The 25954-nt window shown below is 58.4% G+C and carries 21 protein-coding genes; 3 read left to right on the top strand and 18 right to left on the bottom strand.

Annotation, left to right across the window (positions count from 1 at the left end):
• Positions 1-191 precede the first annotated feature (191 nt).
• The 15 genes from J5J06_10935 to J5J06_10865 all read right to left on the bottom strand — a co-directional run bounded on the left by J5J06_10935 (position 192) and on the right by J5J06_10865 (position 18911).
• Entirely contained in the window at positions 192-3119 is a 2928-nt protein-coding gene (locus J5J06_10935; GenBank protein MCO6437593.1) for an FAD-binding protein, read from the bottom strand.
• A complete protein-coding gene (locus J5J06_10930) occupies positions 3116-4273 on the bottom strand; it encodes a mandelate racemase (GenBank protein MCO6437592.1) in 1158 nt (385 codons plus the stop codon). The genes J5J06_10935 and J5J06_10930 overlap by 4 nt, the downstream gene beginning before the upstream one ends.
• Positions 4274-4331: 58 nt before the next feature.
• On the bottom strand, positions 4332-6113 hold the full coding sequence (locus tag J5J06_10925; GenBank protein MCO6437591.1) for a thiamine pyrophosphate-requiring protein: 1782 nt from the start codon (positions 6111-6113) through the stop codon (positions 4332-4334).
• Positions 6114-6141: 28 nt separating this feature from the next.
• Positions 6142-6516: a sensory rhodopsin transducer gene (locus J5J06_10920; protein ID MCO6437590.1), complete on the bottom strand. Its 375-nt coding sequence runs from the start codon at positions 6514-6516 to the stop codon at positions 6142-6144.
• 179 nt (positions 6517-6695) lie between these two features.
• A complete protein-coding gene (locus J5J06_10915; protein MCO6437589.1) occupies positions 6696-6971 on the bottom strand; it encodes a cytochrome C oxidase subunit IV family protein in 276 nt (91 codons plus the stop codon).
• The gene (locus J5J06_10910; protein MCO6437588.1) at positions 6971-7618 is read right to left on the bottom strand and encodes a cytochrome c oxidase subunit 3; all 648 of its coding nucleotides are present in this window, start codon (positions 7616-7618) and stop codon (positions 6971-6973) included. Before J5J06_10910 ends, J5J06_10915 begins: the two co-directional genes overlap by 1 nt.
• On the bottom strand, positions 7611-9245 hold the full coding sequence (gene ctaD / locus J5J06_10905; GenBank protein MCO6437587.1) for a cytochrome c oxidase subunit I: 1635 nt from the start codon (positions 9243-9245) through the stop codon (positions 7611-7613). Before ctaD ends, J5J06_10910 begins: the two co-directional genes overlap by 8 nt.
• Positions 9242-10219 (bottom strand): cytochrome c oxidase subunit II, encoded by a 978-nt coding sequence (coxB, locus tag J5J06_10900; protein ID MCO6437586.1) that lies wholly within the window; start codon positions 10217-10219, stop codon positions 9242-9244. The genes ctaD and coxB overlap by 4 nt, the downstream gene beginning before the upstream one ends.
• Before the next feature lie 68 nt (positions 10220-10287).
• Positions 10288-10719 (bottom strand): hypothetical protein, encoded by a 432-nt coding sequence (locus tag J5J06_10895; protein ID MCO6437585.1) that lies wholly within the window; start codon positions 10717-10719, stop codon positions 10288-10290.
• Positions 10716-11855, bottom strand: coding sequence for a hypothetical protein (locus J5J06_10890; GenBank protein MCO6437584.1), 1140 nt, complete (start codon positions 11853-11855; stop codon positions 10716-10718). Before J5J06_10890 ends, J5J06_10895 begins: the two co-directional genes overlap by 4 nt.
• The gene (locus tag J5J06_10885; GenBank protein MCO6437583.1) at positions 11852-12421 is read right to left on the bottom strand and encodes a cytochrome c; all 570 of its coding nucleotides are present in this window, start codon (positions 12419-12421) and stop codon (positions 11852-11854) included. The genes J5J06_10890 and J5J06_10885 overlap by 4 nt, the downstream gene beginning before the upstream one ends.
• A 38-nt stretch (positions 12422-12459) precedes the next feature.
• Positions 12460-14445, bottom strand: coding sequence for a DUF3341 domain-containing protein (locus J5J06_10880; protein ID MCO6437582.1), 1986 nt, complete (start codon positions 14443-14445; stop codon positions 12460-12462).
• A gap of 19 nt (positions 14446-14464) precedes the next feature.
• Positions 14465-17497, bottom strand: coding sequence for a TAT-variant-translocated molybdopterin oxidoreductase (locus J5J06_10875; GenBank protein MCO6437581.1), 3033 nt, complete (start codon positions 17495-17497; stop codon positions 14465-14467).
• An 11-nt stretch (positions 17498-17508) separates the two neighbouring features.
• Positions 17509-18165 carry a cytochrome C gene (locus J5J06_10870; GenBank protein ID MCO6437580.1) on the bottom strand — a complete coding sequence of 219 codons (657 nt, stop codon included), beginning with the start codon at positions 18163-18165 and terminating at the stop codon, positions 17509-17511.
• Positions 18166-18347: 182 nt separating this feature from the next.
• Complete coding sequence (locus J5J06_10865) at positions 18348-18911, bottom strand: DUF421 domain-containing protein (GenBank protein MCO6437579.1); 564 nt, start codon at positions 18909-18911, stop codon at positions 18348-18350.
• 197 nt (positions 18912-19108) lie between these two features.
• Between J5J06_10865 and J5J06_10860 the strand changes: the two genes are divergently transcribed.
• The 3 genes from J5J06_10860 (at position 19109) to J5J06_10850 (ending at position 21792) form a co-directional block, all read left to right on the top strand.
• The gene (locus J5J06_10860; protein ID MCO6437578.1) at positions 19109-20584 is read left to right on the top strand and encodes a TrkH family potassium uptake protein; all 1476 of its coding nucleotides are present in this window, start codon (positions 19109-19111) and stop codon (positions 20582-20584) included.
• Entirely contained in the window at positions 20581-21294 is a 714-nt protein-coding gene (locus J5J06_10855; protein MCO6437577.1) for a TrkA family potassium uptake protein, read from the top strand. Before J5J06_10860 ends, J5J06_10855 begins: the two co-directional genes overlap by 4 nt.
• A 129-nt stretch (positions 21295-21423) precedes the next feature.
• The gene (locus tag J5J06_10850) at positions 21424-21792 is read left to right on the top strand and encodes an STAS/SEC14 domain-containing protein (protein ID MCO6437576.1); all 369 of its coding nucleotides are present in this window, start codon (positions 21424-21426) and stop codon (positions 21790-21792) included.
• 21 nt (positions 21793-21813) lie between these two features.
• Here the strand turns inward: J5J06_10850 and J5J06_10845 are convergent, their stop codons facing one another.
• The 3 genes from J5J06_10845 to J5J06_10835 form a co-directional block, all read right to left on the bottom strand.
• Positions 21814-22215 carry a hypothetical protein gene (locus J5J06_10845; GenBank protein ID MCO6437575.1) on the bottom strand — a complete coding sequence of 134 codons (402 nt, stop codon included), beginning with the start codon at positions 22213-22215 and terminating at the stop codon, positions 21814-21816.
• A gap of 22 nt (positions 22216-22237) precedes the next feature.
• Positions 22238-22675 (bottom strand): CBS domain-containing protein, encoded by a 438-nt coding sequence (locus J5J06_10840; GenBank protein ID MCO6437574.1) that lies wholly within the window; start codon positions 22673-22675, stop codon positions 22238-22240.
• A 312-nt stretch (positions 22676-22987) separates the two neighbouring features.
• Positions 22988-25663 (bottom strand): phosphoenolpyruvate carboxylase, encoded by a 2676-nt coding sequence (locus J5J06_10835; protein ID MCO6437573.1) that lies wholly within the window; start codon positions 25661-25663, stop codon positions 22988-22990.
• Positions 25664-25954 lie beyond the last annotated feature (291 nt).

The following is a 25954-nucleotide window of genomic DNA, read 5'->3' as shown; positions in this document are numbered from 1 at the left end:
TTCCGGACGATGCCGGCGCCCTGGCCGAGGAAGTCATCGACTCCCTCGACCAAGCCGGCAAGAGCCAGAGTCTGCTGCGCTCGTTCTTCCATCATGCGAACCTCAGACTGTGAGACATTTATTTGTCAAATCAAAGATCAATAGCACTTTTTCGGCAATCGTCAGGGGATCTGTCAGGACGGCGACGGCTCTCATGGCCTGCCTCCAGCCTGCTCCTGGAGTGAGCGCGCCACAACTTCTGCCAGATGAAGTGCGTTCCGGCCGGTGCCGTGGCGGATCTGCTCGCGGCAGCTGAATCCGTCGGCAATGATCAGGGTGTCAGAGCCAGCTTCGCGGATCCGAGGAATCAGGTTTTGTCGAGCAACTGACATGGAAACATCGTAGTGCGATCGCTCGTATCCGAATGAACCGGCCATACCACAGCAGCCGACTTCCGGCTCAATGAATTCGAGGCCGATGCGCCGCAATACGTTCCGTGCTGCTTCCGATCGAAGAACGGCCTTCTGGTGACAGTGGCCATGAAAGACGGCTTTACGTGACAGCTGAGGAAATTCCACCTCGGTTTCGTCCAGGAACTCACTGAAGAGTTTGACGCCTTTGCGGAGGCGTTCGGTCGAATCGTTGTCGGGATAGAGCCCCCGGAGCTCGTCCCGAAATACGGAGACCTCGCTGGGCTCCATCCCGATGATGGGAATTCCCTGACGAGCGAAATCATCGAGATACGCTACTGCGGGAGCGAGTCGTTTCTTGGCGTCCTGCAGGAAACCGTAGTGTATCAGCGGACGAATCGCCGGGATCCCGCCACCTGGTACCTGAACGCAATAGCCCATGCGCTCGAATACCGCAACCGCCGCCTTGAGTGTGCCAGGAAAAAAGTAGTTATTGAAGGCATCTGGGAAGAGTACGAGCGGTTCACCTTGTTTCCTCTGATCAGGCCGCTTCTCGAACCACCTGCTAAACGACTCCCTGGCGAGCCTGGGTAGACGTCTAGCAGATGCTACCCCCGTAATCCGCTTCGCGAGTGGGCCGAAGGGCCACGTATTTGAAAGGAAATTGGCCACGCCCGGGAAACGGGACCCGAGCCGCGCAAAGCGCTCCACTTTTCCCATCACGTGGTGTGACAGGGGGCGCCGGCGGCCGTCGTAGTAGTGCGAAAGGAACTCCGCTTTATAGGTCGCCATGTCCACGTCAACGGGGCATTCCTTCTTGCAGCCCTTGCAGCCCAGACAGAGATCGAGCGTGTCATGCACGTCCCTGCTTTGCCAGCCGTCGTGAATGCTCTCGCCGTGGAGCATTTCAAAGAGTGCTCGAGCCCGGCCACGCGTCGAGTCCTTCTCGTCGCGCGTCGCCACGAAGCTGGGGCACATGAAGGCATCGTGCGTTCGGCGGCACTTCCCGACGCCCACGCATCGCAGTGTCGATGAGGCGAAGCTCCCGTCATCATCGGGGAATTGGAAATGCGTCCGCACTTGCAGATCATCGAGGGGCGGTGTGACCCGCAGGTCAGCGGTGCGGGAGTTGGGGTCGACAACCTTTCCGGGGTTCATCTTGCCATCGGGATCCCAGATACGCTTGAAATCCCGAAATGCATCGATGAGTTCCGGTCCGTACATTTTCTCGAGCAAGTCGGCCCGCGATTGTCCGTCTCCGTGTTCTCCGGAGAGCGAGCCGCCATATTGAACCACGAGATCAGCCGCGCGGCTTGTGAATGCACGGTATCGCTCTTTGCCTTGCTCGGATTCAAGATCGAAATCGATGCGGCAATGAACGCAGCCGTCCCCGAAATGGCCATAGAGCGCCGCTTCATACTTGAATTCGTTCAGAAGCGATCGGAAGTCTCGGAGATAATCGGCGAGCCGCACTGGAGGCACGGCAGCGTCCTCCCAGCCAGGCCATGTGTCGTGCATCCCCGGAACATGCGCAGTCGCGCCCAGCCCGGACTCGCGAATTTCCCAGATCCGCTCAACTTCCTCCGTGCTGTCGTACAACTTCATGGCCGGCGTGTCTTTGCTCCGACGGAGAGCGTTCATGAGATCATGTGCACGGCTCTCTGCTTCATCTCTGCTCTCCCCTCCCATTTCCACCAGCAGCCAGCCTTTCCCGTCGGGCAAGAGATGTATGTCTTTCTCGTGAAGGTGTTTGACGCGCATGTAGTGAACGAGCTTGTCGTCGATTCCCTCGAGGGCGACGGGCTGATGCTCGAGGACCTCAGAAAGGTGTGAGGCGGCCGCGAATACGTCGTCATACCCGAGAACGACGAGCGCACGCCTCTTGGGCCAATGAACAAGGCGCACTTTGGCTTCGAGAACGGTGACGCACGTTGCTTCTGATCCGACCAGCGCCCGCGCAAGATGGAAGCCCCGTTCCGGAAGCAGATCCGGAAGATTGTATCCGGAAACGCGGCGCGGAATCTGCGGAAAACGGGTCCGAATTCGCTGCAGGTTCTCGTCCCGCAGTCGCTGGAGTCCGCTATAGATTTCGCCTGTACGACCGTTGCTGCCAATCATGCGGGCCAGCTTGTCCTCGGGGGTTTCTCCGACTTGCAGGCGCGTTCCATCGTACGTCAGCACATCCAACTCGTGGATATTGTCCGAGGTGCGTCCCGCTTGAACGGAATGGACGCCGCAGGAGTTGTTGCCGATCATACCCCCTAACGTGCAGTGGGTATGCGTAGCTGGATCTGGACCAAATGTAAGCCCATGTTGCCTTTGGATCGGTACGCGAAGCTGATCGAGCACGACGCCAGGTTCAACGCGTGCCCATTTTTCGCGTGCATTTACTTCCAGCACGCGGTTGACGTGCTTACTCATATCCATAACGACGGCTACATTGCAACACTGCCCCGCAAGACTTGTGCCACCCCCCCGCGCAAGGATGGGGGCACCAAACTCGCGCGCAACCGCCACTGTGGCAACAACATCATCAGTCGAACGGGGAATCACGACGCCAATGGGGATATGTCGGTAGTTGGAAGCATCCGTGGAGTAGATCGCCCGGCTTCCATCGTCGAAGCGTACCTCACCCGCAATGTTGCGGCGAAGCCTCTCGGCTAGTCCGGTGCGGTCGATCTCCGAGGCCGCGAGCGAGCTTTTCCCCGATTCCGTGCGTAGAAGATTCATGCACTGTACTCAACTGTTACAGACTCGCGTGATTGAAATCGACGGAGCATATCCGGTTTGAGATCAAGTCCGAAGCCGGGACGGGACGAATCGGGCTTGACTGCCCCGTCCACCAGCCGGGGTGCGCCATCAAACAACATTTGCTCAATGCGCACATGGTCGTGGAACCACTCTATGTTTCGCACGGCCGGGGCTGCGCATGCCAAGTGAAGATGAAGAGCAGGTGCGGTATGCGCGGAAAGCGGAACGTGGAATGCCTCGCATAATGACGCAACATGAAAGAATCCCGTGCACCCCAGGCAGCGTGTGGCGTCAGCCTGCAGGACGTCGACCGCACCGTTCTCCAGCATCTTTCGAAAATACGCGGGTGTGTATCCGTACTCGCCGGCAGAGAGCTCCATTCCCAAAGGTAAACGGCCCCGAATGAACCTCAGGGTTTCCAAAGCATCGGATGTTACCGGCTCCTCGAACCAACTCACGTTACTCTTTTCGGCGAAAACGGCACCGAGCTCCAAGGCCTGTTTGCTTTCGTAGGCTCCATTAGCGTCGACAAAGAGTCGCACCGTGTCTCCGATTGCCTGGCGCGCCGCTGCGACGCGTGACGGATCGTGTTCGGGAGACCGGCCGACTTTGATTTTCACTGCACGTGCGCCTTGGGAGACCCATCCGTTCAATTGTTCGCTTAATTGCGCATGAGAATATGATGTGAAGCCGCCGCTCCCGTAGATGGAAGCAGATGCGCGGAAGGAGCCCCATAGCTGCGAAACAGATAGGTCCAGTAATTTCGCCTTCAGGTCCCACAGCGCATTATCGACGGCCGAGATGGCCGAAGCGGCGAGACCCGGCTGACCGAGATTGCGCACTGCGATACGCATATTGTACCACGACTCGGGAATGCAATCAGGATTCGAGCCCAGGAGGTATGCAGCCAGCTTATCTTGAATCAAGCTCGCTGCGGCCGCATGCGTGTACGTATACCCGATACCTTCACGGTTGCCGGCGCGCAGGGCTAGAAGAATGACCGTTGTCGAGTCCCATTGGAGTGTCCCGTCGGATTCAGGCGCGTCGGTTGGGACCGTGCAGACCCAGATCCGCAAACGGTCTACTATCGGGAAATCAGATTCCCGACGTGTGTCCTGGGGCGCCGATCTCATTGTTGTCCATACTCCGCGTTGTTCGCTGACACAAGCCCTTGGCATCGTTCTCGGCTAATCAGGGGGTCCAGCTTTCCACGAGGTCTTTGAATGATTGTTTGATCATTCCGGCCTTGTCGGGATCGCCTTTTAGTATGGACGACAAGTACATCCGGGCCTGCTTGAAGCTGATGTGAGGGGGCAGTGGAGGAACGTTCGCATCGGTGCGGACATCGAGAACCGCGGGGCGGTCGGCGGAAAACACCTCGTCCCATGCACCGGAAATCGCCTCCGGTTTCTCAACCCGCACGCCGTGCAGGCCCAGATCCTGTGCGTATTTCGCGTAAGGGAAGTCCGGTATGTTCTGTGAGGCCTCAAATTTTGGGTCGCCTGCGAGCACGCGCTGCTCCCACGTAACCTGGCTGAGATCATGGTTGTTAAGGACGCAGATGATCAGGCGGGGATCGTCCCATTCCTTCCAGTACTTCGAGATCGTAATGAGCCCGTTATTGCCCAGCATCTGCATCGCCCCGTCGCCTACCAGGGCAACAGCGACGCGATCCGGGAAGCAGAATTTGGCCGCGATCGCATAGGGAACGCCAGGACACATCGTGGCGAGATTCCCGGAGAGCGACGCGAGCATGCCGCTACGAACCTTAAGGTCGCGAGCGAACCAATTGGCGGCCGTTCCGGAATCGCATGTGATAATGCAGTTATCAGGCAGCTTTGGCGAGAGCTCCCAAAAAAGGAGCTGCGGATTAATCGGATCCGCTTCGTTCTTTGCCCGCGCTTCGAGGACCTTCCACCACTCCTCGACACCGTTGCGGACCTGCTCCTGCCACGATCGATCCTCCTTGCGATGCAGTAGAGGGATAAGTGCCTGGAGCGTCTCCTTTGCCTCGCCGTGCAGATTGACCTCCATCGGGTAACGGGCAGACAGGTTGCGCGCCTTGATGTCGATCTGTACACCCCGCGCGGACCCGGCTTTCGGCAAAAACTCGGAATAAGGAAAATTGGAACCGACGACGAGTAGCGAATCACACTCGTTCATGAGGACCCAGCTGGGTTTGGTCCCCAGCAGACCTATCGCTCCGGTGACGTATGGCAACTCGTCCGGCAGGGCCGCCTTTCCGAGGAGGGCTTTCGCTATTCCTGCACCGAGGATTTCGGCGGTCTCCATCACTTCGTCGGCCGCGCTGATGGCTCCGGCACCAATGAGCATCGCTACCTTTTTTCCGGCATTCAGAACATCCGCAGCCCGCTTCAAGTCGCTGTCTTTGGGAATGATACGCGGCTTCGAATAGCCCGAACCAGAGAAGACCACACCGTGCTTTCGCGGAGGGGCCTCGACCGCGGGTTCTTCCTGTATATCGTTCGGAATGATAATGCACGTCACGGTGCTGTCCGCGGTGCTGATGCGGACTGCGCGATCGACAATGTGCCGCATCTGCACGGGGGAGGAAACCGTGTGGACGAAACTCGAGGCCACGTCCTTGTACAGCGTGCCGAGGTCGACTTCCTGTTGATACTCGCTGCCGAGTGCCGTCGACGCCTGCTGCCCGACAATCGCCAGAACCGGCTGATGATCCATGCGGGCATCGTAGAGTCCGTTGAGCAAGTGGATTGCCCCCGGCCCGGAAGTTGCCATACATACGCCAATATCCCCGGTAAACTTGGCATGGGCGCATGCCATGAATGCGGCCATCTCTTCATGGCGGGTCTGTATGAATTGCATTTTTTCTCCGGCACGCAACAGCGCGCCCATGATGCCGTTGATGCCATCGCCGGGGTATCCATAAATGCGATGGATGCCCCACTCGTATAGTCTGTCTATCAGGTAATCGCTCACCGTCTTCGCCATTCATGTTCCCCTTACGATGCCTTCAACCTCACGATGGAAACGCCATGGTGCTCAAGAGCGCTGTGTCCGGTTGTCGCGAATCCAGCCGCGTATGCTGCACAACGATCGGCACGTCCGATTCGATTACGGACGCGAAGTCCGTGCCTCGAGGAATCTCTTCCGGCTGGCAAAGCTCGTTAAAACGCACATGCCTTGTTCGCCTGGCCGGTACGATGATTTCATAGCCGGCCACAGGGTCGCGGTCCGCGTAGAAAATGGTGATGTGAACTCGTGCATCCTTCTCGGAAGCGTTGAGAATACAGGCAGTGCCGTGGCTCTCCAGTTCCGGCTTCGGCCCATTGCTCCATGCTGGAATGTAGCCTTCGGGGATAGCCCACCGGCATGATCCTATGTCGCTTTGCATAGTCCTCGCTCCTTATTTATTGAGAGTAGCAAGGCCGTTTACTGCCCGGGTGAACAAAGCCTGAATTCCTCGTCAGAACTCGCTCGTTGGGTGTAGGTGGGATGTGCTCAAGCATGCGCGGCCGGCTGTGACAACGCAGTTACGCTACCATTCCTTCGGAAATTCCGCTCCTTCATCGTTCACGCGCGGGTGAGATAGTCATTCAGTGTGAGCCAGAACAGAAGGCTCAGCCAGATCAATCCGGCAATGGCGAAGACGCGAACGATCGGCGGGCCGTACCGCACATGCATGAAGTAGGCGCCAACGAGGCTTGATTTCGCTACGGCGATTCCCAGCGCAATGACCAAGCCGAGCACTCCGAGCGGCGCGTACGAGATGGCGACCGTCACAATCAGCAGAGCCAAGAGTGCTACAGCCGTGCGAATGTACTTAGCTGGTGTCGGACCCGTTTGCATCAACTTGCACCCAACAGATAGAGTAGCGGCAACAGGAACAGCCAGACAACATCGACGAAATGCCAGTAGAGCCCAGCCATTTCGACGATATTCCGGTAACCGACTACCGAGCGTGCCCTCCGTATCATGAGCACGAGAACGGTCCAGACGGCCACGCCCACGGTTACGTGAACCGCGTGAATCCCAGTCATGATGAAGTAGAAAATGAGGAAGAGCTGTACATTCGAAGCCTCGGCGCCCTCAATCGCGCTTTCGTCAAAGGCAAGAACGGGAACGATTCTCTCTTGATAATCGAGGTAGTACTCCAAACCCTTCAGGACCAGAAAGGCTAGCCCCAACGCGATGGTCCACGAGAGAAGCCGCTGTGATTTGTGCGAATCATCCGTGCCAGCGGCGTGGTGTGCAAGAGCAACAAACAGGCTGCTGGTCAACAGAATCGCCGTATTGGCCACCGCAATCCACAAGTAGAGATGTTCACTTCCCACATGAAAGGCGTTCGGATACCGTATGCGGTATACCGTATAGCCGATGAACATGCCTCCGAAGAAGAGGATCTCGCCGGCGAGGAAGATCCACATACCGAGCGTAGCCGCGGCGTGCTTCTGGCCGGAATCGTCAAATTGTCGCGCTACGCCCCGTTCAGCCATGCACATACTCCTGATTCATGGGATCACTCATTGTGTCATATGCGTAGGGCGGGCCCGTAATGACGGGCGTCTCAGCGAAGTTTTCCTGGGGAGGCGGAGACGAGACCGACCATTCAAGGCCAGTAGCTCCCCAGGGGTTTGGCCCTGCGTCGGGTGCCTTGCGCAGCGTCCATAGGAGATAGATCAGAGGAAGTACATAACCAACGCCGAGAATCGAGGCCCCGGCGGTCGAGAGCACATTCAATAACTGGAACTCCTCAGCGTATGAGGCTGTGCGCCGCGGCATTCCCTCGTAGCCGAGAATAAACTGCGGAAAGAACGTGAGGTTAAAGCCAACGAAGAGTAGAATGGCGCTGAAGATGCCCAGTCCTTCGTGGTAGCGTCGACCGCTAAGCTTGGGCCACCAGAAATGTACTGCCGCCAGATAGCCCATCACGGCGCCGCCGACCATGATATAGTGAAAATGCGCGACGATAAAATAGGTGTCGTGTACGTGGATGTCTACGGCCGTGGCGGCGAGAAGCAGTCCAGTCAGTCCACCCAGAACGAACAGACCCACAAATCCCAGAGCATAGAGCATCGGCGTACGAAAGTGGATCGTTCCCTTGTGGAGCGTCGCCGTCCAATTAAAGACCTTGATCGCGGACGGTATGGCCACGAGGAAGGACAATATTGAGAATATGAGAGAAGCGTAAATGCTCTGTCCGCTCACGAACATATGGTGTCCCCACACGAGGAACCCGAGAACGGCGATGGCGATCGAAGAAAAGGCAATAAAGTGGTAGCCAAAAATGGGCTTGCGCGCGAAGCATGGAATGATCTCGCTGACGACACCCATACTCGGCAACACCATAATGTAGACGGCGGGATGAGAGTAAAACCAGAAGAGATGCTGGAAGAGGAGAGGGTCGCCGCCAAGATCGGGGTTGAATATTCCAACGGTCCAAATGCGCTCAATCGCGACCAGTATCGTGACAATCGCCAGTACCGGCGTGGCGAGCACGAGGATGATGCTTGTCGCGTAGGTCGACCACACAAAGAGAGGAAGCCGCATCCAGCCCATACCGGGAGCGCGCATCGTATGGATTGTGACGATGAAGTTCAGCCCGGTGAGAATGGAGCTAAAGCCTGCCACGACAATCCCGGCGATAACGAGCACGACCGCGCTGTTCGCGTACGTCGTGCTGTAGGGGGTGTAGAAGGTCCACCCTGTGTCAACGCCGCCCCAGATAATGGCCGAGAGGACGATCAATCCGCCCGCGATGAAGATATACCAACTCGCCAGGTTGAGACGCGGAAATGCGAGATCGCGTGCCCCGATCATGAGCGGAACGAGGAAATTGCCGAAGACCGCGGGAATGGACGGAATGAGAAAGAACCAGACCATGATGATGCCATGCAGCGTGAAGGAGCGATTGTAGATCTCTTCGCCGAGGAGATCAGCCTTGGGCGTCAGGAGTTCGAGACGTACGAGGGATGCGGCCGCACCACCAATAAAGAAGAAACCCGTAATCGAGAGCAAGTAGAGTAGCGCAATGCGCTTGTGGTCAGTGGTCAGGAGCCAATCGCGCCATCCCCATCTGGAACGAATGAAGCTCTGCATTGGGTCTGCCGCAGCGGCCGTCATGGTGTTTCTCCTTTTCCCGGCCAGCCATCGCGGAGGTCCTGGATGAATTGGATCAGATCGCGCATCTCGCTTTCGGAGATCTGTCCCTTGTAGGTCGGCATGAGCGACGGGTAGGCGTAGCCCGCCGCGATCTTTGCGTTCGGATCGAGAATGGACTCGCGAATGTACTGTTCGTCGGCAGTAATAAGCGAGCCATCGCGCAAGCGGATCTGCTGACCGAAGAGACCGTCCAGTTGTGGGGCGATCACGCGGGCGGACGGCGTATGGCATGCGTTGCAGCCGAAATCAAAGAAGGTTCCTTGTCCGGTGATCGCAAGCGGCGCACCTGGAGTTCCGGGCATATTGGGTGCCTTGTCTTTCGGCGACGCGCTGCTGCGCCACAGTTGAAAAGCCTCAGGCTCCATTACATATACAGTTCCGCGCATTTGCGAGTGCTCTGTCCCGCAATATTCAGCGCAGAAAAGATGGAAGGCGCCGGTCTTATTCGGCGTGAACCACATCGACGTGTAGCGTCCTGGAAGGGCGTCCTGCTTCACGCGAAATGCAGGTATATAGAAGCTGTGTATGACGTCCTGGGACCGGAGAAGAAGCTTGACCGGCTGCCCGCGGGCCAGGTGCAATTCGTTGATCTCCTCCGGTCCGTCGGGATGCTGGATCTTCCACATCCACTGCTTGCCCACAACGTAGATCGTACGAGCGTTGCGGGGAGGCTGCGTCACGTCGAAGAACACCCACCCGGACCAGATAAATATGGCCAGCCCGATCAGGCCTGGAATGATCGTCCACGTGACTTCCCACCGCCAGGTTTTTTGGACGCGTCCGCTGCGGTCTGCCCTGGAACCAGCACGGTACTTGATGGAGAACCGGAGAATCAGGAGGCCGACAAGGAGTACAAAGAACAGCGCCATAGCGATCAGGCTGAGGAAGACGGCATCCACTTCTCGAGCCCCTTCGGCTGCGCGCTCGGGCAGCATCCAGTCAAACCAGCTCAGAAGATCGGTGTTCACTTCAGCAAGAAAGCCTGTGACTCCTGCGATGCGCATTATCGTGATCCAGTTCTTCCGCCGTCGCTGTTTTCAGCGAAGCCAGTATCGTAGAGTTCGGTTATAACGCGCTCCCATCCGCGTTTCGCAGCCAGTTGCATGGCCTGGTCGATTGGAATTTGCACGATCCCGTGCTTCTTGTCGATCCAACGGTAACTATTCAACCGGGTTTGCTGCAACCGTAAGTTACGGGCTAAATCGCCCGGAGGGTCATCCCAGGGCGATATCGGCCGGTCTGTCGCCGGTACGACGATCGGCTGGGGGACCTCCGGATGGGCGGACTGGAATCTGCCGAGGACACGCAGCACACCGGCGCTCACGAGGCCGAGCACGATGAAAAAGCCCGCAATAGCCAGCCAGATGGCGGGGGTATTGGGAGTGTTTGGTGCATGCTTCGCAACCGTACCTTGCTCGTTCCCCGGGGTGGTCATTCCGCCACCTCCCGCGCGGTGGCCATAGCGGGCGAACGGCTCCAAAGCCACACCACGACGGATAGCCATATACCGCCGACGCCGATCATTGCCAGGACGGCCTCAACAATCGCCAGCCAGGATCCGTGGGCCGACGGGAGCACCATCCAGGCAGAGTCAAGTGTGCGTGCGAAGAGCACAACACACGCAATCATCAGCAGTCTCCGGGGGTTTTTTTTCACTGTCCGAAATAGCAAGGCGAATAATGGCAGCAGAAAGTGCAGGACGATCAGGGCGATTGATACCAACGCCCAGAAGCCCGTCATTCGTGGAGCGTACCAGGCGCCGTGGTCGGGAAGATTGCCGTTCCAGATGATGAAAAACTGGGAGTAGGCCATGTACGTATGCAGTACCACAAAAGTCAGAAGGAGCGTACCTAAGTCATTAAGCTGTGCAGGAGGTAGGGGCTCGGCGCCATGGGGACACGGCAGGGTGAGGGCGAGGACGATAAACACGGCCAGGGCCGTCAAGGCCTGGCCCAGAATGACATACAAGCCAAAAACGCTCGAATAGAAGGCCGGTTCGAGAGTCAGTATCCAATCAATGCTGGCAAAGCTAACGGTAAGAAAATAGAGGATAAGTCCCAAGGCCGAGAGCGCCTGGAGGGCACCGCTCCCGCCAGCACGACATTGGGCCGCCCTCCTGGTCAGAAATAGTAGAACGACTCCTCCAACGACCCAGAGACTGATGAAGACGATCGCACGCCCAAAGAAAAATCCTTCCTGCAGGTACCAGGCGCGAAATGCGAAGTCCGGCTTGTTCGGAAAGCCATGTGCGACCCAAGGATACAGCAATCGTACGCCAAGTGCGATTGGAATAAAGGCAAGAACAATCAGGGGAAGCGACGCCGTCGCGGCTTCCAACATCTGGCGTATGCTCCAACCCCACCGACCGCCGGTTAGGTGATGTATCATCAGGAGGCCGGCACCGCCCAGCGGGACACCTATCCAGAGCAGGAAGCCGCATAAGTATCCAAAATAGAATGCACTCGGCCGAGCGAGGCCGATCCCGATGGCCAGCGCCATTCCAGCAATGCCAGTGAACATCAGCCGTTGCGTCAAGGCCGATGCGTAGTTGTGATCGTTTGCGTTATTCAATGGGCGCCCTCCGTTGACGCTTGGGGCGCAATAGGTGCCACATCTTCTTCTCGCCGTGCGTCGAAGTGAATTGACGGTGAAACGATGCCGACCGGGGCGTGTTGGCTGAGTTGAAGCGCTCGAACGTAGGCGACGACAGCCCATCGATCGGGGGCAGAGGGTACCTGGTCTAGATATGGAGGCATTTTCCCGAGCCCGTCGGTGATCACTTGAAAGATGTAGTCATCAGGTTTGTCGCGCAGCCGCGCCGTATGGTATGAAGGGGGGCGGGGGTAGCCGCGTTGGACAACCATGCCATCGCCGTATCCCGCCGCGCCATGACATGGTTTGCAGGACACATTGAAGACCTGCTGTCCGCGTTGCAAGAGTGCCATGGTAAGGGGTGGCTGCGGTGGCGGGGGCGAAGTTACGGAAAACGAAAACATCTCTCCTTCTGTGTTCACGACGCCTTCGACGAGTGGTCGAGCCGATGCGCCGTCCGGAAACACCGGGCATGCTTGAAGCGTCCTTGTCCGCGGTTGCTTGGCCATATTAACCTGGTAATCGCAGCCAGCACTGACCAGCATCACCGCAAGGGAACCGACTATGATTGTGCCTTGGCAACTCACGCGGTATCCTCGCCTTGGAAGTCCTTAGGGACGGGCAAGATGTCGAGCGCACTCCATGCGGACAAATCCTGCTCCACACGGTCGCGATCGAATTGCGGGTCGTCCTGTTGGACTAGCAGGAAGAAGCGGTCTCGCGAGGCACGCTCAAATCCTCTTGCGTTGAATATGGGATCATAGAGTTTGGGTAGTCCGTTGAGCAGAATCATGCCAACGAACCCGAACAAGGCGCCACCCAGCACGCCCAATTCAAAGGTCAGTGGTATGAAGGACGGCCAACTGAAGTATGGCCGTCCGCCGATATTCCAGGGGTAATCGAATACGGCTGCGTATGCCTCCGTCGCGAAAGTGCCAATGGCACCGAAGAGGCCGCCCACTAAAACAAGCAAGGCTACTGGACTGCGCCTTAATCCCAGCGCGTCAGGAAGGTCGTCCACGGGGAAAGGCGTGAATGTATCCAGACGACGATACCCTTTGGCGCGCGCGCTCTTGACCGCCTTTAACAACGACTCCGGCTCCCGGAAGACGCCGCAGATCCCATAAAGTCGCGCGACATCCAGAGAGTCGCTCTTGCGGGAAGATGTAGCCGAGAATGTCTGCGACACTGGCGTCTCTGAGTCGGGCCGCGCTCCCTTCACGCCATGCAAAAGCTCTCGAAGTTCTGACATGGACAGCATGGGAATAATACGAACGAATAGCAGCATGGCCAGGCAGAAGAGACCAAGTGTTCCGATGAACAGCGACCAGTCCCAGAAAGTTGCGGAGAACCAACCCCAGGCGCTGGGCATGAAGTCGCGATGCAGTGGCTGAATGACAATCATGTAGCGTTCAGTCCACATTCCGACGTTGATTGCCAGCGAAACCAAGAACAGTGGAATGGCGCGGGTACGGACCCAGCGAATCCAGAGTAGTTGAGGGATGAGCACGTTGCAGGTCAATGTCGCCCAATAGACGGGGGCGTAGGCGCCGAGCATGCGATCGCGCGCCATGTACATTTCGAACCGATCAGCGCTGAAGAAGCACGTGAAGTTATCGATGATGTATCCATAGCCGACGATCAGCCCCGACGTGAGCATGACTTTGGCCATTACGTCCAGATGCCGCGTTGTGATCAACCCCTTCAGCCCGAAGAGTGGCCTGGCCGGAATAATGAGCGTCAAAACCATCGAGAAGCCGGAGAAGATAGCACCCGCGACGAAATAGGGCGGGAAGATCGTCGTATGCCAGCCCGGCACGAAGGCGGTGGCAAAGTCGAGAGACACGATACTGTGCACCGAAATCACCAGGGGCGTGGCGAGTCCGGCGAGCAGGAGATAGGCGACCTGATGATTCTGCCAGTGTCTGGCTGCACCACGCCACCCGAGCGCAAAAATGCCTGCAATGCGACGTGTCCATTTGCGCTTCGCGGTATCGCGCAGAGTCGCCAGATCCGGAATCAACCCGACATACCAGAAGATGAGAGATACGGTCGCGTAGGTCAGAACCGCGATGACATCCCACACCAGCGGGCTGCGCCATTGGGGCCATAAGCCCATGGTGTCGGGATACGGTACCAGGTAGTAGAACTTCCAGAATCGTCCCAAGTGCATGAGGGGAAACAGGCCGGCGTTCATAACGGCGAACAAGGTCATCGCCTCAGCAAAGCGATTAATGCTCGTGCGCCATCTCTGACGGAAGAGCAGAAGAATGGCCGAGATCAATGTCCCGGCATGTCCGATGCCGATCCACCAGACAAAATTGAGGATCGCAAATCCCCAGGCCACGGGGATGTTGATTCCCCATACGCCCGGTCCCCAGTACAGGAGCCACAGTGCGGAGACGAGCCCCATCAATGTCACGGACAGGGCAATCCCTGTCGCCGCTAACCACCACTTGGCGAATTGCGGTTGTAGGGGGATGTCAACGACGTGGTCGGTTACTGACCCCAAGCCGTACTTGGGATCGATGACTTGCGTCGTGCCGACATTTGCTGGACTGGCTCCCATGTTCGCCCCGCGTCCTCGCCTATGAATTCCCAGCCGTACCGCTGCGCTCCGCACGGGCGTCGCCGGAGGAAGCTAGCGCGGGATTGGGATTGCGGATCTCGGCGAGATATGTCGTGCGCGGCCGAACATTGAGCTCACGCAGCATTGCGTAGGAGTGTCCCTGCTGCTTTGCCTGCGAAACGGCCGTTGCTTTGTCGTTGATGTCGCCGAACACGATTGCTTGCGTTGGACATGCCTGTTGGCAAGCCGTAACAATGCCACCGTCGCTGATCTGACGATTCTCTTTTCGGGCGTCAATCTCGGCGTTGCGAATCCGTTGCACGCAATAGGTGCACTTCTCCATCACGCCTCTAGCGCGTACGGTTACCTCCGGGTTGCGCTGAAGTTTTCTCGTCTCACTGTCGTATTCCGTGTAGCGGTAAAAGTTGAATCGTCGGACTTTGTATGGACAGTTATTCGAACAGTATCGCGTCCCGATGCAGCGGTTGTAGATCATCTCGTTGAGGCCGTCGTGACTATGCTGAGTGGCCCCCACCGGGCATACGAGCTCGCAGGGGGCGTCTTCGCAATGCATGCACGGCACCGGCTGGTGGAGGATGGCAGGGTCTTCGGGCTGTCCTGCGAAGTAGCGATCGACGCGAATCCAGTGCATCTCTCGCCCCAGATGCACCTGTTCACGTCCGACAACCGCGATGTTGTTCTCCGCCTGGCACGCGATGGTGCAGGCTCCGCATCCGATACAACTCGTCAGGTCGATGGACATGCCCCATTGTTGGCCGGGATAAGAGTGTGGGGGATACAGCGACACGAGGGGAGCTGGCTTACGGCCGCCCTCGTGTGCCAGCTGCCATGGGTCGGACCGGAACTCAGAGAGCAATCCTCGGCGCAAGAGGTCGCGCCCCTCCATCACATGATGATTCTGCGTTTGGGCCAGTACTTGCGTACGCCCCGTCTTCTGGATGGAGACGCCTTTTCTGTGCCACGTCGTCTCCGCCGTGCGAAGGGGGTACGCGTTGACGCCGACTCCCTGCGCGACTGGTCCACCGGCACTGCGCCCATACCCGAGTGCCAAGCTGAGGACATCATCCGCCTGGCCGGGAAGCACGAACACAGGAGCTTCGACCTCGACTTCTGCGCATCGAATGGCGACTACGTCGCCAGTCTTCAGTGCGAATCGCCCGGCCGTCGAGGGGCTGATCAGTGCGGCGTTGTCCCAAGTTACTCCTGTCACGGGATCGGGGAGTTCCTGCAACCAGGCATTGTTCGCGTATCGGCCGTCCCACATGCGAGAACCTGGCAGTAGAACAAGCTCTAGTCCGCCGTCCGTCGTATCGCTCGGATGCGAATCCAGCGACTCGGGTTGTGCAATTCCCCGTCCGACATCGATCCGCGCATCAAGCGGGAGAGATGCCGAGTCGGGAATAACGCCATCTTTCAGCGCGTCGTGCCACCAGTCCTCAAAGTCCCCTTCGGGTACTTCCCGGCGCCACCGCTGCCGTACGAGATCTTTCGCATCGAACAATGTCTCTCCCACGAGATTGGCCAGCAGTTCATTGGCCGTGCGGCCCCTGTAGAGAGGGGCGATCAGCGGCTGGAGAATTGTAACCGTACCGTCGAATGCCCGGGCGTCGTCCCAGGATTCGAGTTCGTGCGCAAGCGGAATGTGCCAACGACAATGTTCCGCCGTCTCGTTCGCGTGCAACCCCATATGAACGGCGAATTCCACCTTCTTCAGGTGTTCGGGAAATGCCAGGTTCTGTGGAGCGCTATAGGCCGGATTGACGTCAATCATCAGCAAGGTTTCGACGTCCCCAGCGGCCATGTCCTGGGCGAGTTCATTCAAAGATTCGGGAGCATCGTTTCCCGCGGCGCAGAGCGGAGGGATGAGCCGTACCGTCTTGCCGAACGCATCAAGCTTCTCATTGATTGCGAGGCCGAGCGCGTGTGATCGAGGCGGCTGGCCCCGGCCGATGAGAACAACACTCCGTTTTGGAAAAGTGGCGAGGTCTCGCGCGGTTGCCTGCACAGAAGTCCGTGTTTTCGCATCTAGCCGGTCTGCTTGATTCCGGTTGCCTTCCTCGACGCCGAGTTCGACGGCGAGCGCTTCAACAAACGGCGCTAGCAACGATGGATGGGTTCGCAGGCGATGATCTGCCTTGGCGCCTGTAGTCGTCGGCGTGACCTCCGCCACGTACAGGCGATTCATTTCTTGTGATGCGGCCTGTTCGGTGTCGATCTTCCGTTTGCTGGCAAAGTCACGGGCATAGCGAACACTTCCGGGCAGATCGAAAAGGAAATTGCAATCGACCGACAAGATTCGCTCGGCCGAGGAAAGATCATGAATCAACCTCGCCGGGCGCCCCAGCACCTGTCTGATCGCTGAAGATTCATTGTGGTCTGCCAGCGGATCATGCACATGCCAGCGCATCTCGGGAAACCTCTTGAGCAGCGATTCGATAAGCGCTAACCTTGTCGGCGAAGTGATGTTTCCCGTCAGTAACCGCATACCGTGGCCGGCATGCGCACCATGCTGCACGAGCCGGGCCTGAAGCTCCCGCAGAAAGCCGGACCAGGACGCAATTCCGTTGGGCCCGACCACGGCACGGGAGCGGTCAGGATCCCAAAAAGAGAGAATCTCGGCTTGCGCGAAGACATCCGTCGCGCCCAGACTCGCGGGATGCCGGGGATTACCCTCTATCTTCGTGGGCCGCCCTTCGTAACTGGTTACGTGCACGCCACATGCGTAACCCGATCGCGTCAGTGCCGTTGCGAAGGTCAAGGGGCGACCGGGCGTCATCCCGCGCGGCTCGCGCACGTACGGGACCAGTTCGTCTTCAGGAGCACGCTCACATCCCGACCAACCTGCCAGGGCGAAGGACGCGGCCATGATCTTGAGGAAATGGCGACGTGACGGAGTATTGAGCTGATCCAGCCCCCCCGGAAACTCCTGTTCGATCCAGTGCCGAAACTCGGCGTTGTCCGCAAGTTCGTCCAAGCTGCGCCAGTAGTCCCGGCCGGTCTCGCGATTGTAAGCAAGAGGGTGTATTTTCATCTACGTCGTCCTCAGCGATGGCATGCCGTGCAGTTGGTCAGACCGGTCGTATCGATTCCGTAGTATTTCATCAGCCGCTTCCCCTGCGCACGTGCATCGGACGGAAACGCGTAATCGACACTGTAGATTTCATCGGCGGGTCGAATCCGCGGCGCTGGATCACGATGACAATCGAGGCACCATTTCATGTGCAGCGTTTCTGCCTTGCGCATCAGCGGCATCTGATCGACCCGACCATGACAGGTCGAGCACCCGACTCCCTTGTTCACGTGAATGGAATGGTCGAAAAAAACAAAGTCTGGTAGCCGATGAACACGGGTCCATTCCAAGCGGGAGCCTGTTCGCCAGCTCTCGCGCAGCGGCTCCAGCATGGGAGCCTCGGTCCAAAGCTGCCAGTGACAGTGCATGCAGGTATCCGTCGCGGGCATCCCCGCGAACGCACTCGACTCCGCCGTCTTATGGCAGTAGCGGCAGTCTAGCCCTAGGCCGCCCACGTGATGGGCGTGGCTGAACGGAATGTCCTGTGGGACTGCCTGGCCGATGCCCGTGCCATACGGTGAATGATACCAGGCATACAGCCCGGTTGCTGCCGCCATCGGGGCGATCAGCAGCGCGACGATCGCCGCTCGCATCAAGAGATTGGCACGGGGAGAAAAGACTGCCGGCATTTGCATGCTCTGCCAGGGATTGGCATGCTGGTCATCGCAGACCCATCCCGCGCACCGTAATTCGTTACCTGTTCACGTATGGACCGCAATATCTGCCCGCGGCTGGCTTGTAAATAGAGAGGCCGGTCCTGAATGTTCTGTAAATCAGGCATAAGACCTCTGTAATGCGGCGTTTCCATGCATTATTCCCATGCGATTCGCACCTTCTGTACTCCATCAGCCACATCGATCTCGATGACTCGGGGAGGATGTTGCGCACGGATTACGCTGATTTCTCCGTTCCGCTCCAACGAAGCGCGTTCGACCTCAGCATAGCAATCCACCCCGCCGCGCAGGCGCAGTGCCTCTCCCAGGTCTTCCGCCGAGATGTCCGCCTGCCGGGCGTTCGCCCGGTCGATTTTTCCACTTTGAACGAGGACCAACTGTCTTCCCTTGACGATCCGTTCGATTCCACGCGACCGTCGTGACAGCCAGGATACGAGCGTGTGAAAGCCCACGAGTGAAGCCGCCGCGACAATCGTCACGGTCACTTCTGCAGTCCCGTTGATCGCACGACTGAGAAGCGATCCGAGCACGATTCCCAGGACAATGTCGAACGGAGTCGACCTGCCAAGCAAGCGATTCTTCCCGAAGCGAATCAGCACGAATCCGCCAAGATAGATCAGCACTGCCCGCAGTGCCGGCTCAAGAAGCTGAAACTGAACGAATGAGCTTGGGCCTTCCGCCAGAATTGCCGTAGCCGTCATCAGTAATTCTCCAGGTTGTGCGCCATCCCGACCGAGGCCGCCAAAGAATGCGGTTTCGTGACATCCGAATCGTACGTCGCTTCACGCTCGAGGAGGATGAATTTGCTGTAATCTGAGGGCGTGCATCGGGTTTCCCTTTACCGTACGCTCTAGCCTACTTCGTTGGGGCCGATTCCACGGCACGGAATGAACTTCGCATGCAAAACCGGGGAGACAGCCTGGAACTGAGCTTTGCTGTTCGTTGGTCGACGGTCGGGAAGTACCTGGGAGATCTTCTGGTTGTCGTCGCATTGCTAAATACGATGCCGGCGCTCGTTTCCCTCTTGGCCAATGGATTGGAGGCGGGCCTCGTCTATCTTGTTGCCGTGGGGATTCCGGCGGTAATTGGCATTAGCCTTGGGCGGTTGCGCCCAAGCCCCGGCATCCAACCGAACGAAGCATTAGTGATTACGTCGGCTACGCTTCTCGCAGCGGCACTGACGATGAGCCTTCCTTTCGCCTACGACGGGCTGCACTTCGGCGATGCGGTCTTTGAGTCCATTTCCGCCGTCACGACGACGGGCCTTTCCATGACGGAGAGCGTTGCCAACAAACCGGTCAGCTTCCTATTCGCCCGGTCCTGGCTGCAATGGTACGGCGGTCTGGGCATTGTCGTGGTCTCGGTGGCGCTCCTCGTGCGCCCCGCGCCCGCCATTCGTCGGCTCGCGTCCACAGAAAACGCCTCCACGGAGTTTCCGGTCGACGTTCGGGCGCACGCCCGCCGAGTCAGCGTGGTCTACCTTATCCTGACCGGTGCGTCCCTGCTTACGCTATTTCTGTTGGGACTGCGTCCGCTGGCTGCAATTACCTACACACTCAGTTCCGTATCTACCGGGGGCTTCGCCGTGGACGACGCAAGTCTCGCCGGGCTTTCGGGATGGATGGCCCCGGCCGCGATCCTTCTGAGTGCTTTCCTCGGGGCCGGCTCCATTTCGTGGTATTATCGCCGGTTTTGGGGTACGAACGAACGTCCGACCAGGCGCGGCCTCACGACCGTCGGGCTTCCACTCATGACGTTAATCATCGCCCTTGCGCTCATTGGGACGCTGCGTTACGTCGGTGTCATGTCCTGGACTCAGGCTATTGGCCACGGCGTGGCTCTCGGGGTCACCGCGCAGACCACGACGGGATTCACGACCACGGATATCGCCGCCTTACCCGCCGCTGCCAAGGCACTGGTAATGGTCGCCATGTTTATTGGAGGCGACTTGGGCTCCACGGCCGGAGGCATCAAGCTCATCCGGTTCTTCATTGTGCTGCGGTTGTTTCAGCGCCTACTTGTGCGCACTACTACGCCGCCACACGCAGTTCTCACGCGACGTCTGGGCGGCCGAAAACTGAGTGATCGGACCGCACTCGACGGACTCCTGGTCATTGCCCTCTTTGTCGTCACCATCCTGCTTTCGTGGTTTGTCTTGCTGCTCTACAACTATGATCCCTTGAATTCGCTCTTTGATGTTGTATCAGCCACTTGTACGGTGGGCTTATCGACCGGCGTCACCGGCCCTGTCCTGCCCGAGTTTCCCAAGATGGTCCTGTGCGTTGACATGCTGATGAGGCGACTTGAGATGATCGCCCTGCTCGTCCTCTTCTACCCGCGTACGTGGATCGGAAAGCGAGCCGATATATCATGAGAATCGTTATCATTGGAGCCGGCGACATGGGCTCCATGACTGCGCGCGCCGTGCTGGACCGTGGTGGTGAGGTGATCATCATCGAGGAAAACCGTGAGCGCATCGAGAGTCTTACCGACGACATGTCCTGTGGCTTCCTTCACGGCGATGGCAGCAAGCCGAAAATCCTCAAGGAGGCCGGCCCATCGCAGACCGATGTGCTGTTCTGCCTTACCAGTAACGACCTAGTGAACATCGTCGCCAGCGTCATTGGGCAGTCGCTGGGTTACGAACGCGTAGTGACTCGGATCGAAGATCCCTCCTACGAGGGCGTCTGCCGACAGCTCGGTCTCAAGGATACCATCGTCCCCAATCAGACCATCAGCCGCTACCTCGTCGACCTCACGCGCGGCCGGGACGTCCTCGAACTTTCCACGATGATCCGCGGTGAAGCACGCTTTTTTGAATTCCAAGCCGGCAAAGAGGACAAGGGCACGATCGGCGAGCTGGACCTGCCCAAGGATGCCCGGGCCATTTGCTTTTACCGAGACGACGAATTTCATCTCGCCGATGCCGAAAGCCACATCCAGAAGGGCGACCGCGTGATCATTCTGACGCATAGCCGGCATGTCGATGAACTGAGGAATCGCTGGCGACCACAGCATGCCAAGAACTCCGGCGAATTCGCCGAGCGGGGTGGTCACGCAGATACGGAGGAGCCTGGCGACTAGCGTCTCCGGCGGCTTACGCGTCGTTCAGGCGGCAGTTACTCCAGGTTCATAGAAGCGCACAAGATCTGGTGACAGTTGAGGTCTCTGCGGACAGGGACGGAACTTATTCCTGGACATAGGATGTAAGAGATGGCCGTGGAAATCCATGAACGCGCCGAGGGTCGAATTCTCGAGGTCCCAGTGACGGGAAAGCTGAGTCGTGAAGATTACGAAAGGTTCGTGCCCGAGCTCGAGCGACGGATTCAACAGTTTGGCAAGATCCGGCTCCTCTTCCAAATGCACGATTTCCACGGTTGGGAACTCGGCGCCCTTTGGGAAGATATCAAGTTTGACGCCCGGCATTTTCGTGACATCGATCGACTGGCTATCGTGGGCGAAGCCAAATGGCAGAAAGGCATGGCCGCGTTCTGCCGACCATTCACGACGGCCGACATCCGATACTTCGAGCATGCGGAAATCGAAAAGGCTCGGGCGTGGCTCGAAGAAGATCAGGATTAGCATCTTCCGCAGCGATACGAGTCAGATCTTGGTGGGGCCCTCGGGTGGAATGGGAGGCACGATTCGACTGGCTGGTTTCTCACCGGTCTCCTCAGGCTCCTGGCGAGGCAAGGGTTGCTCCGGGTTGTCCATCAATCCCGGGTCCCGCCTTGCGTGCTCGATTCGAAAGCCGGCCTGAATCGCCCGTTGCGCCAGTGGTGGGAGCGGCCCGGGATGATCCTCGATATACAGCACCGTACCCGGTGGGAGATCGCTCGGCTGATAGACCCGTGCAGAAAGCTCCTCCACCAGAGCCGGCGCCTCAACCCTCGCGGGCTCGACCTCGTCAGTCAGTACTCCCGTATGAACAACGCGCTCTGACGTCTTCCGTTGCTCCTCAACGTTGAATCCGGGTGCCCGCCAATAAACATGGATCGTTGACATTCGCGGCTTCCTATTTTACTCTTCAGAGATTGGGTTCCGCCGGTGTTGAAACGCCTTGCAACGCCTCTCCGGCAAGCGTTTGTCCCTCGGAACCGGTCTTCACGGCCAGATCACCCAGTGTGACGATGCCGACAACACGCTGCTCGTTGTCGACCACGGGAACGCGACGCACCTGGCGGTCCTTCATGGTCCGGGCCGCATCGGCAACATCGTCATTCTCCTGGAGCGTCAAGGCGCCGGATGTCATGACCTCGCCCACTCTCGTGGTTCGGGCGTCAAGTCCCTGCCCGACGACCCGAACGACGACATCGCGGTCTGTGATCATGCCCACCAGCTTGTGCTCCTGAACTACGGGAAGGGCTCCCACGTTCATCGCGGCCATATGCTCGGCAGCTTTCTGTGTGGGTTCGGCAGAATCGATGACTCTTACGGTTGCAGTCATGACGTCCTTGACTTTCATCGGGCAATCTCCTCAACAATCGTGGGCGTGCCGATGTCGGCAAATCAACTTCGACGATAGCTGAGTCCTTCCTCCTGAACTTCACCTGAACGCGGGATGAAATCACGAAATGCACGCGAGCCGCTGAGCCATTGTTACAACGGGGCTTCTCCGTCGGCACTCATGACCACGCATTTATCGTGGGTCGCGCGCTACGAATGCATTGGTGATGCGCGAGATGTGAAAATGGCGCGGCATGGAGGACGGCCGGGGCCGGCGGAAGCCGGGACGGCTTCCGCCGCGCGACCCGCGCAGACGAAACAAGGGAGCGCCTCAGCCGGTGCTCTGCATCGCCGATGCGATTCCGTTGATGCTGCCGAAGATCACGGGTTGAAGCGCTAATCGCTCTTCTTCATCGCCGCAGCGGTATCGACGCAGAAGTTCGATTTGCAGCAGGTTCAACAAGTCCGTGTCGCCATTCCGCTCGTCGATTGACTGCTTGATCACGAGACGATTATCCAGGAGTTCTTTCTGGCCAGTGATACGGAGTATGGCGTCTCGGGCGCGCTGAAACTCGTCGGTTAGTTGCCTCATCCGAGACGAGGAGGCCATCTCGTCGTAGCAGGCGGCGATGACAAGTCGGGCGCGGGCCATTTCCTGCTGGGCATTGTCGATCATTGTTCGGAAGTACTCCCAATTTTTGTACCAGGCTTGCATCATTCCCAGCGTTTCTGTTGATTCTTGGAGTACCTCGGTCAACGCGGTGCCAATGCCATACCAGCCTGGCACGTTGAGGCGCATCTGTGTCCACGCAAACACCCAGGGGATTGCTCGCAGATTCTGAAAATGTACTGCGCCACCGGATCGCGCCACGGGGCGAGATGCGATTGGCAGGGCGCTGATGTGCGCGATCGGCGACGCCTTTGTATACCACGTCCAGAACGAAGGGTCATCAATCAATTCTCGATACGCCGCCATGGACCGCTCGCCGAGCCTCCACATGAGAGCAAGCTCCGTGGCAGAACGCGCTTCCGCCGCGACGGTCGCTTCCGATTCCGCCAGGATCATTGCGTTGACGAGCTGCTCGAGATGGCGGTGTGTTATGCCGGGCAGGCCGTACCGAAACGAAATCACTTCGCCCTGCTCCGTCATGCGGATGCGCCCGCCCCGGCTGTCGCTCGGTGTCGCCAGGATCGCGCGATTCGACCGACCTCCACCGCGCCCGACGGTGCCGCCCCTTCCGTGGAAGAAACGGAAATCCACGCCAGCCGATCGGCATACTTGCGCTAGCTTCGACTGTGCCGTATGCAGAAGCCAGCCGGACATCAAGTAGCCCCCATCCTTGTTGCTGTCGGAATAGCCAAGCATGATCTCCTGGAACCGATTGCGTGATTCAAGGTGCTTGCGGTACGCGGCGTTCGACAGCATCTGCCGCATGACCTCGTGGGCCCGCGACAGGTCATCGACTGTTTCGAACAGCGGCACGATGTCCAGCCCGCTGCAACCGGCAACTCGCATCAACCAGAGAACTTCCAGCACATCGCTCACGCCATTGGTCATGCTGATGACGTAACTTGCCACGGCCCGTGGTTCATGCCGTCGCGCCTGCTCGACGATGCGAAGAACGGCAAGCAGATCCCGACTTACAGGGGAAACGTCCTCCACACCTGGAGACGTCTCGATGGCCTCTTCACTCATTATCCGAGTGAGCAATTCCTCCTTCGCCGCCTCGTCGAGCTCCGCATAACGCTGTTCCCTGCCCGCTTTCTGCAGAAGCTCGCCGACAACGTCGCCATGGACGGCACTGTGCTGCCGAATGTCGAGGGCAGCCAGATGAAACCCAAAGACATCGGCTTGCGTTCGCAGTTCTCCGATCCCGGTCCACTGCACAATATCGTCCAGTTTCATTCGATGAAGAGTGTCCGTCAGCAAGGAGAGATCCGCCACGAACTCCCGCGTGGAATACGCCTCTGGATTGTCGATGCCTGCCGCCAGCCGGGCGCGCATTTGAAGCAACTTGAGCCGAAATGGCTCGTGCTGCAGCCGCGCCATCGACTCTTCCGGCACGAGCCTGGCAAGATGTGTGGGTTGAACATCCGATGTCAGTTCTTCCGGAACACAGAGCCGCCGATCTGATAGGCTGAGCACGCGCGAGAGTTCGGACAGCTTATCGTCGTAGAGCCGGATGACGGCACGCCGATGTGCCAGCAGACTGGCTTGTGTGACCTCCGGCGTTACTCGCGGATTGCCGTCGCGGTCTCCGCCGATCCACGTGCGATATCGGAGAATCGGGGGAACCACAGGAGCGGTCCCGAAGTACCTACCGATGGCCTCCTCAACATCGCGCATGATAGCCGGTACGGCATGCCAGATTGAAGTCGTCAGGAAATGTAGCGATCCCTCGATCTCCTCCAAGACCGTCAGCCGCTCAATTCGCACCTCATCCGTGCCGTACAGCAAAAGTATCAATTCTTCCAGAGATTTCATCAGCGATCTGCGCTCCTCCTCGTCGTCGTTCAACTGATCGAGAGCGATAACCGCTTCGGCAATAGCCCGTTGCTTGCGAAGCAACGTTCGACGGCGCGCCTCCGTTGGATGTGCCGTGAGCGTCGGCTGAATGTCCAGACGCTGGATGATTCTCTGAAGCTCTTCGCGCGAATGGCCCCGGCCTTTCAGCGTGCAGATCGCTTCTGCGATGGATTCGCGTCGTGGCCTTTCTGTCGTTGCGGTGGCTTGACGACGACGATTGGCCCGGATGATGGCGACCTTCTCGGCCTGGTTGCGTAAATGAAATCGAAGGGTCAACGCTTTGATCAGCTCTCGGATTTCTTCAAGCGAAAGCCGAGCGACTTGTTCCCGCGCCGCTCGAAATCCATCCGTCTCTCCCTCCCCGGAGGCCTGGCGAAGCTCCTTGTAAAGTCGCAGGTGTCCGCTCGGCCCCAAGCGTACCAGCACGCGCTCCAGCACATTCTCCAGCAACGCAACGTCTCGAGTCAGTTCAGTTGTCATGCCGGGATTCTACCAGACTGAACCCGGCGCCGTCAGGGCGACGGCATGCCTTCGTCGCGATATTTACAAGGAATTCAGGTCGCATTACGCGCCCGTTCGCCGCATCACTCATGCCAGCGTACTTGCCTCTTCGAAGCCGGTCGTCTCGCGACCATGATTCCACTTTGAGATTCAGAATGTCTACGGAATTGACGCACGCTGGCCGGACCGCGAGTCGAGCCTTGCGCCTTTCAGCCGCCCTCTCCAGGGCACCGCTGAGCCCGACTAACAGAAGCGAAGCAGAGAATCCAA

Source organism: Phycisphaerae bacterium (assembly GCA_024102815.1).
Classification (GTDB): domain Bacteria; phylum Planctomycetota; class Phycisphaerae; order UBA1845; family UBA1845; genus JAGFJJ01.
This window is presented reverse-complemented; position numbering and strand designations above follow the sequence as displayed.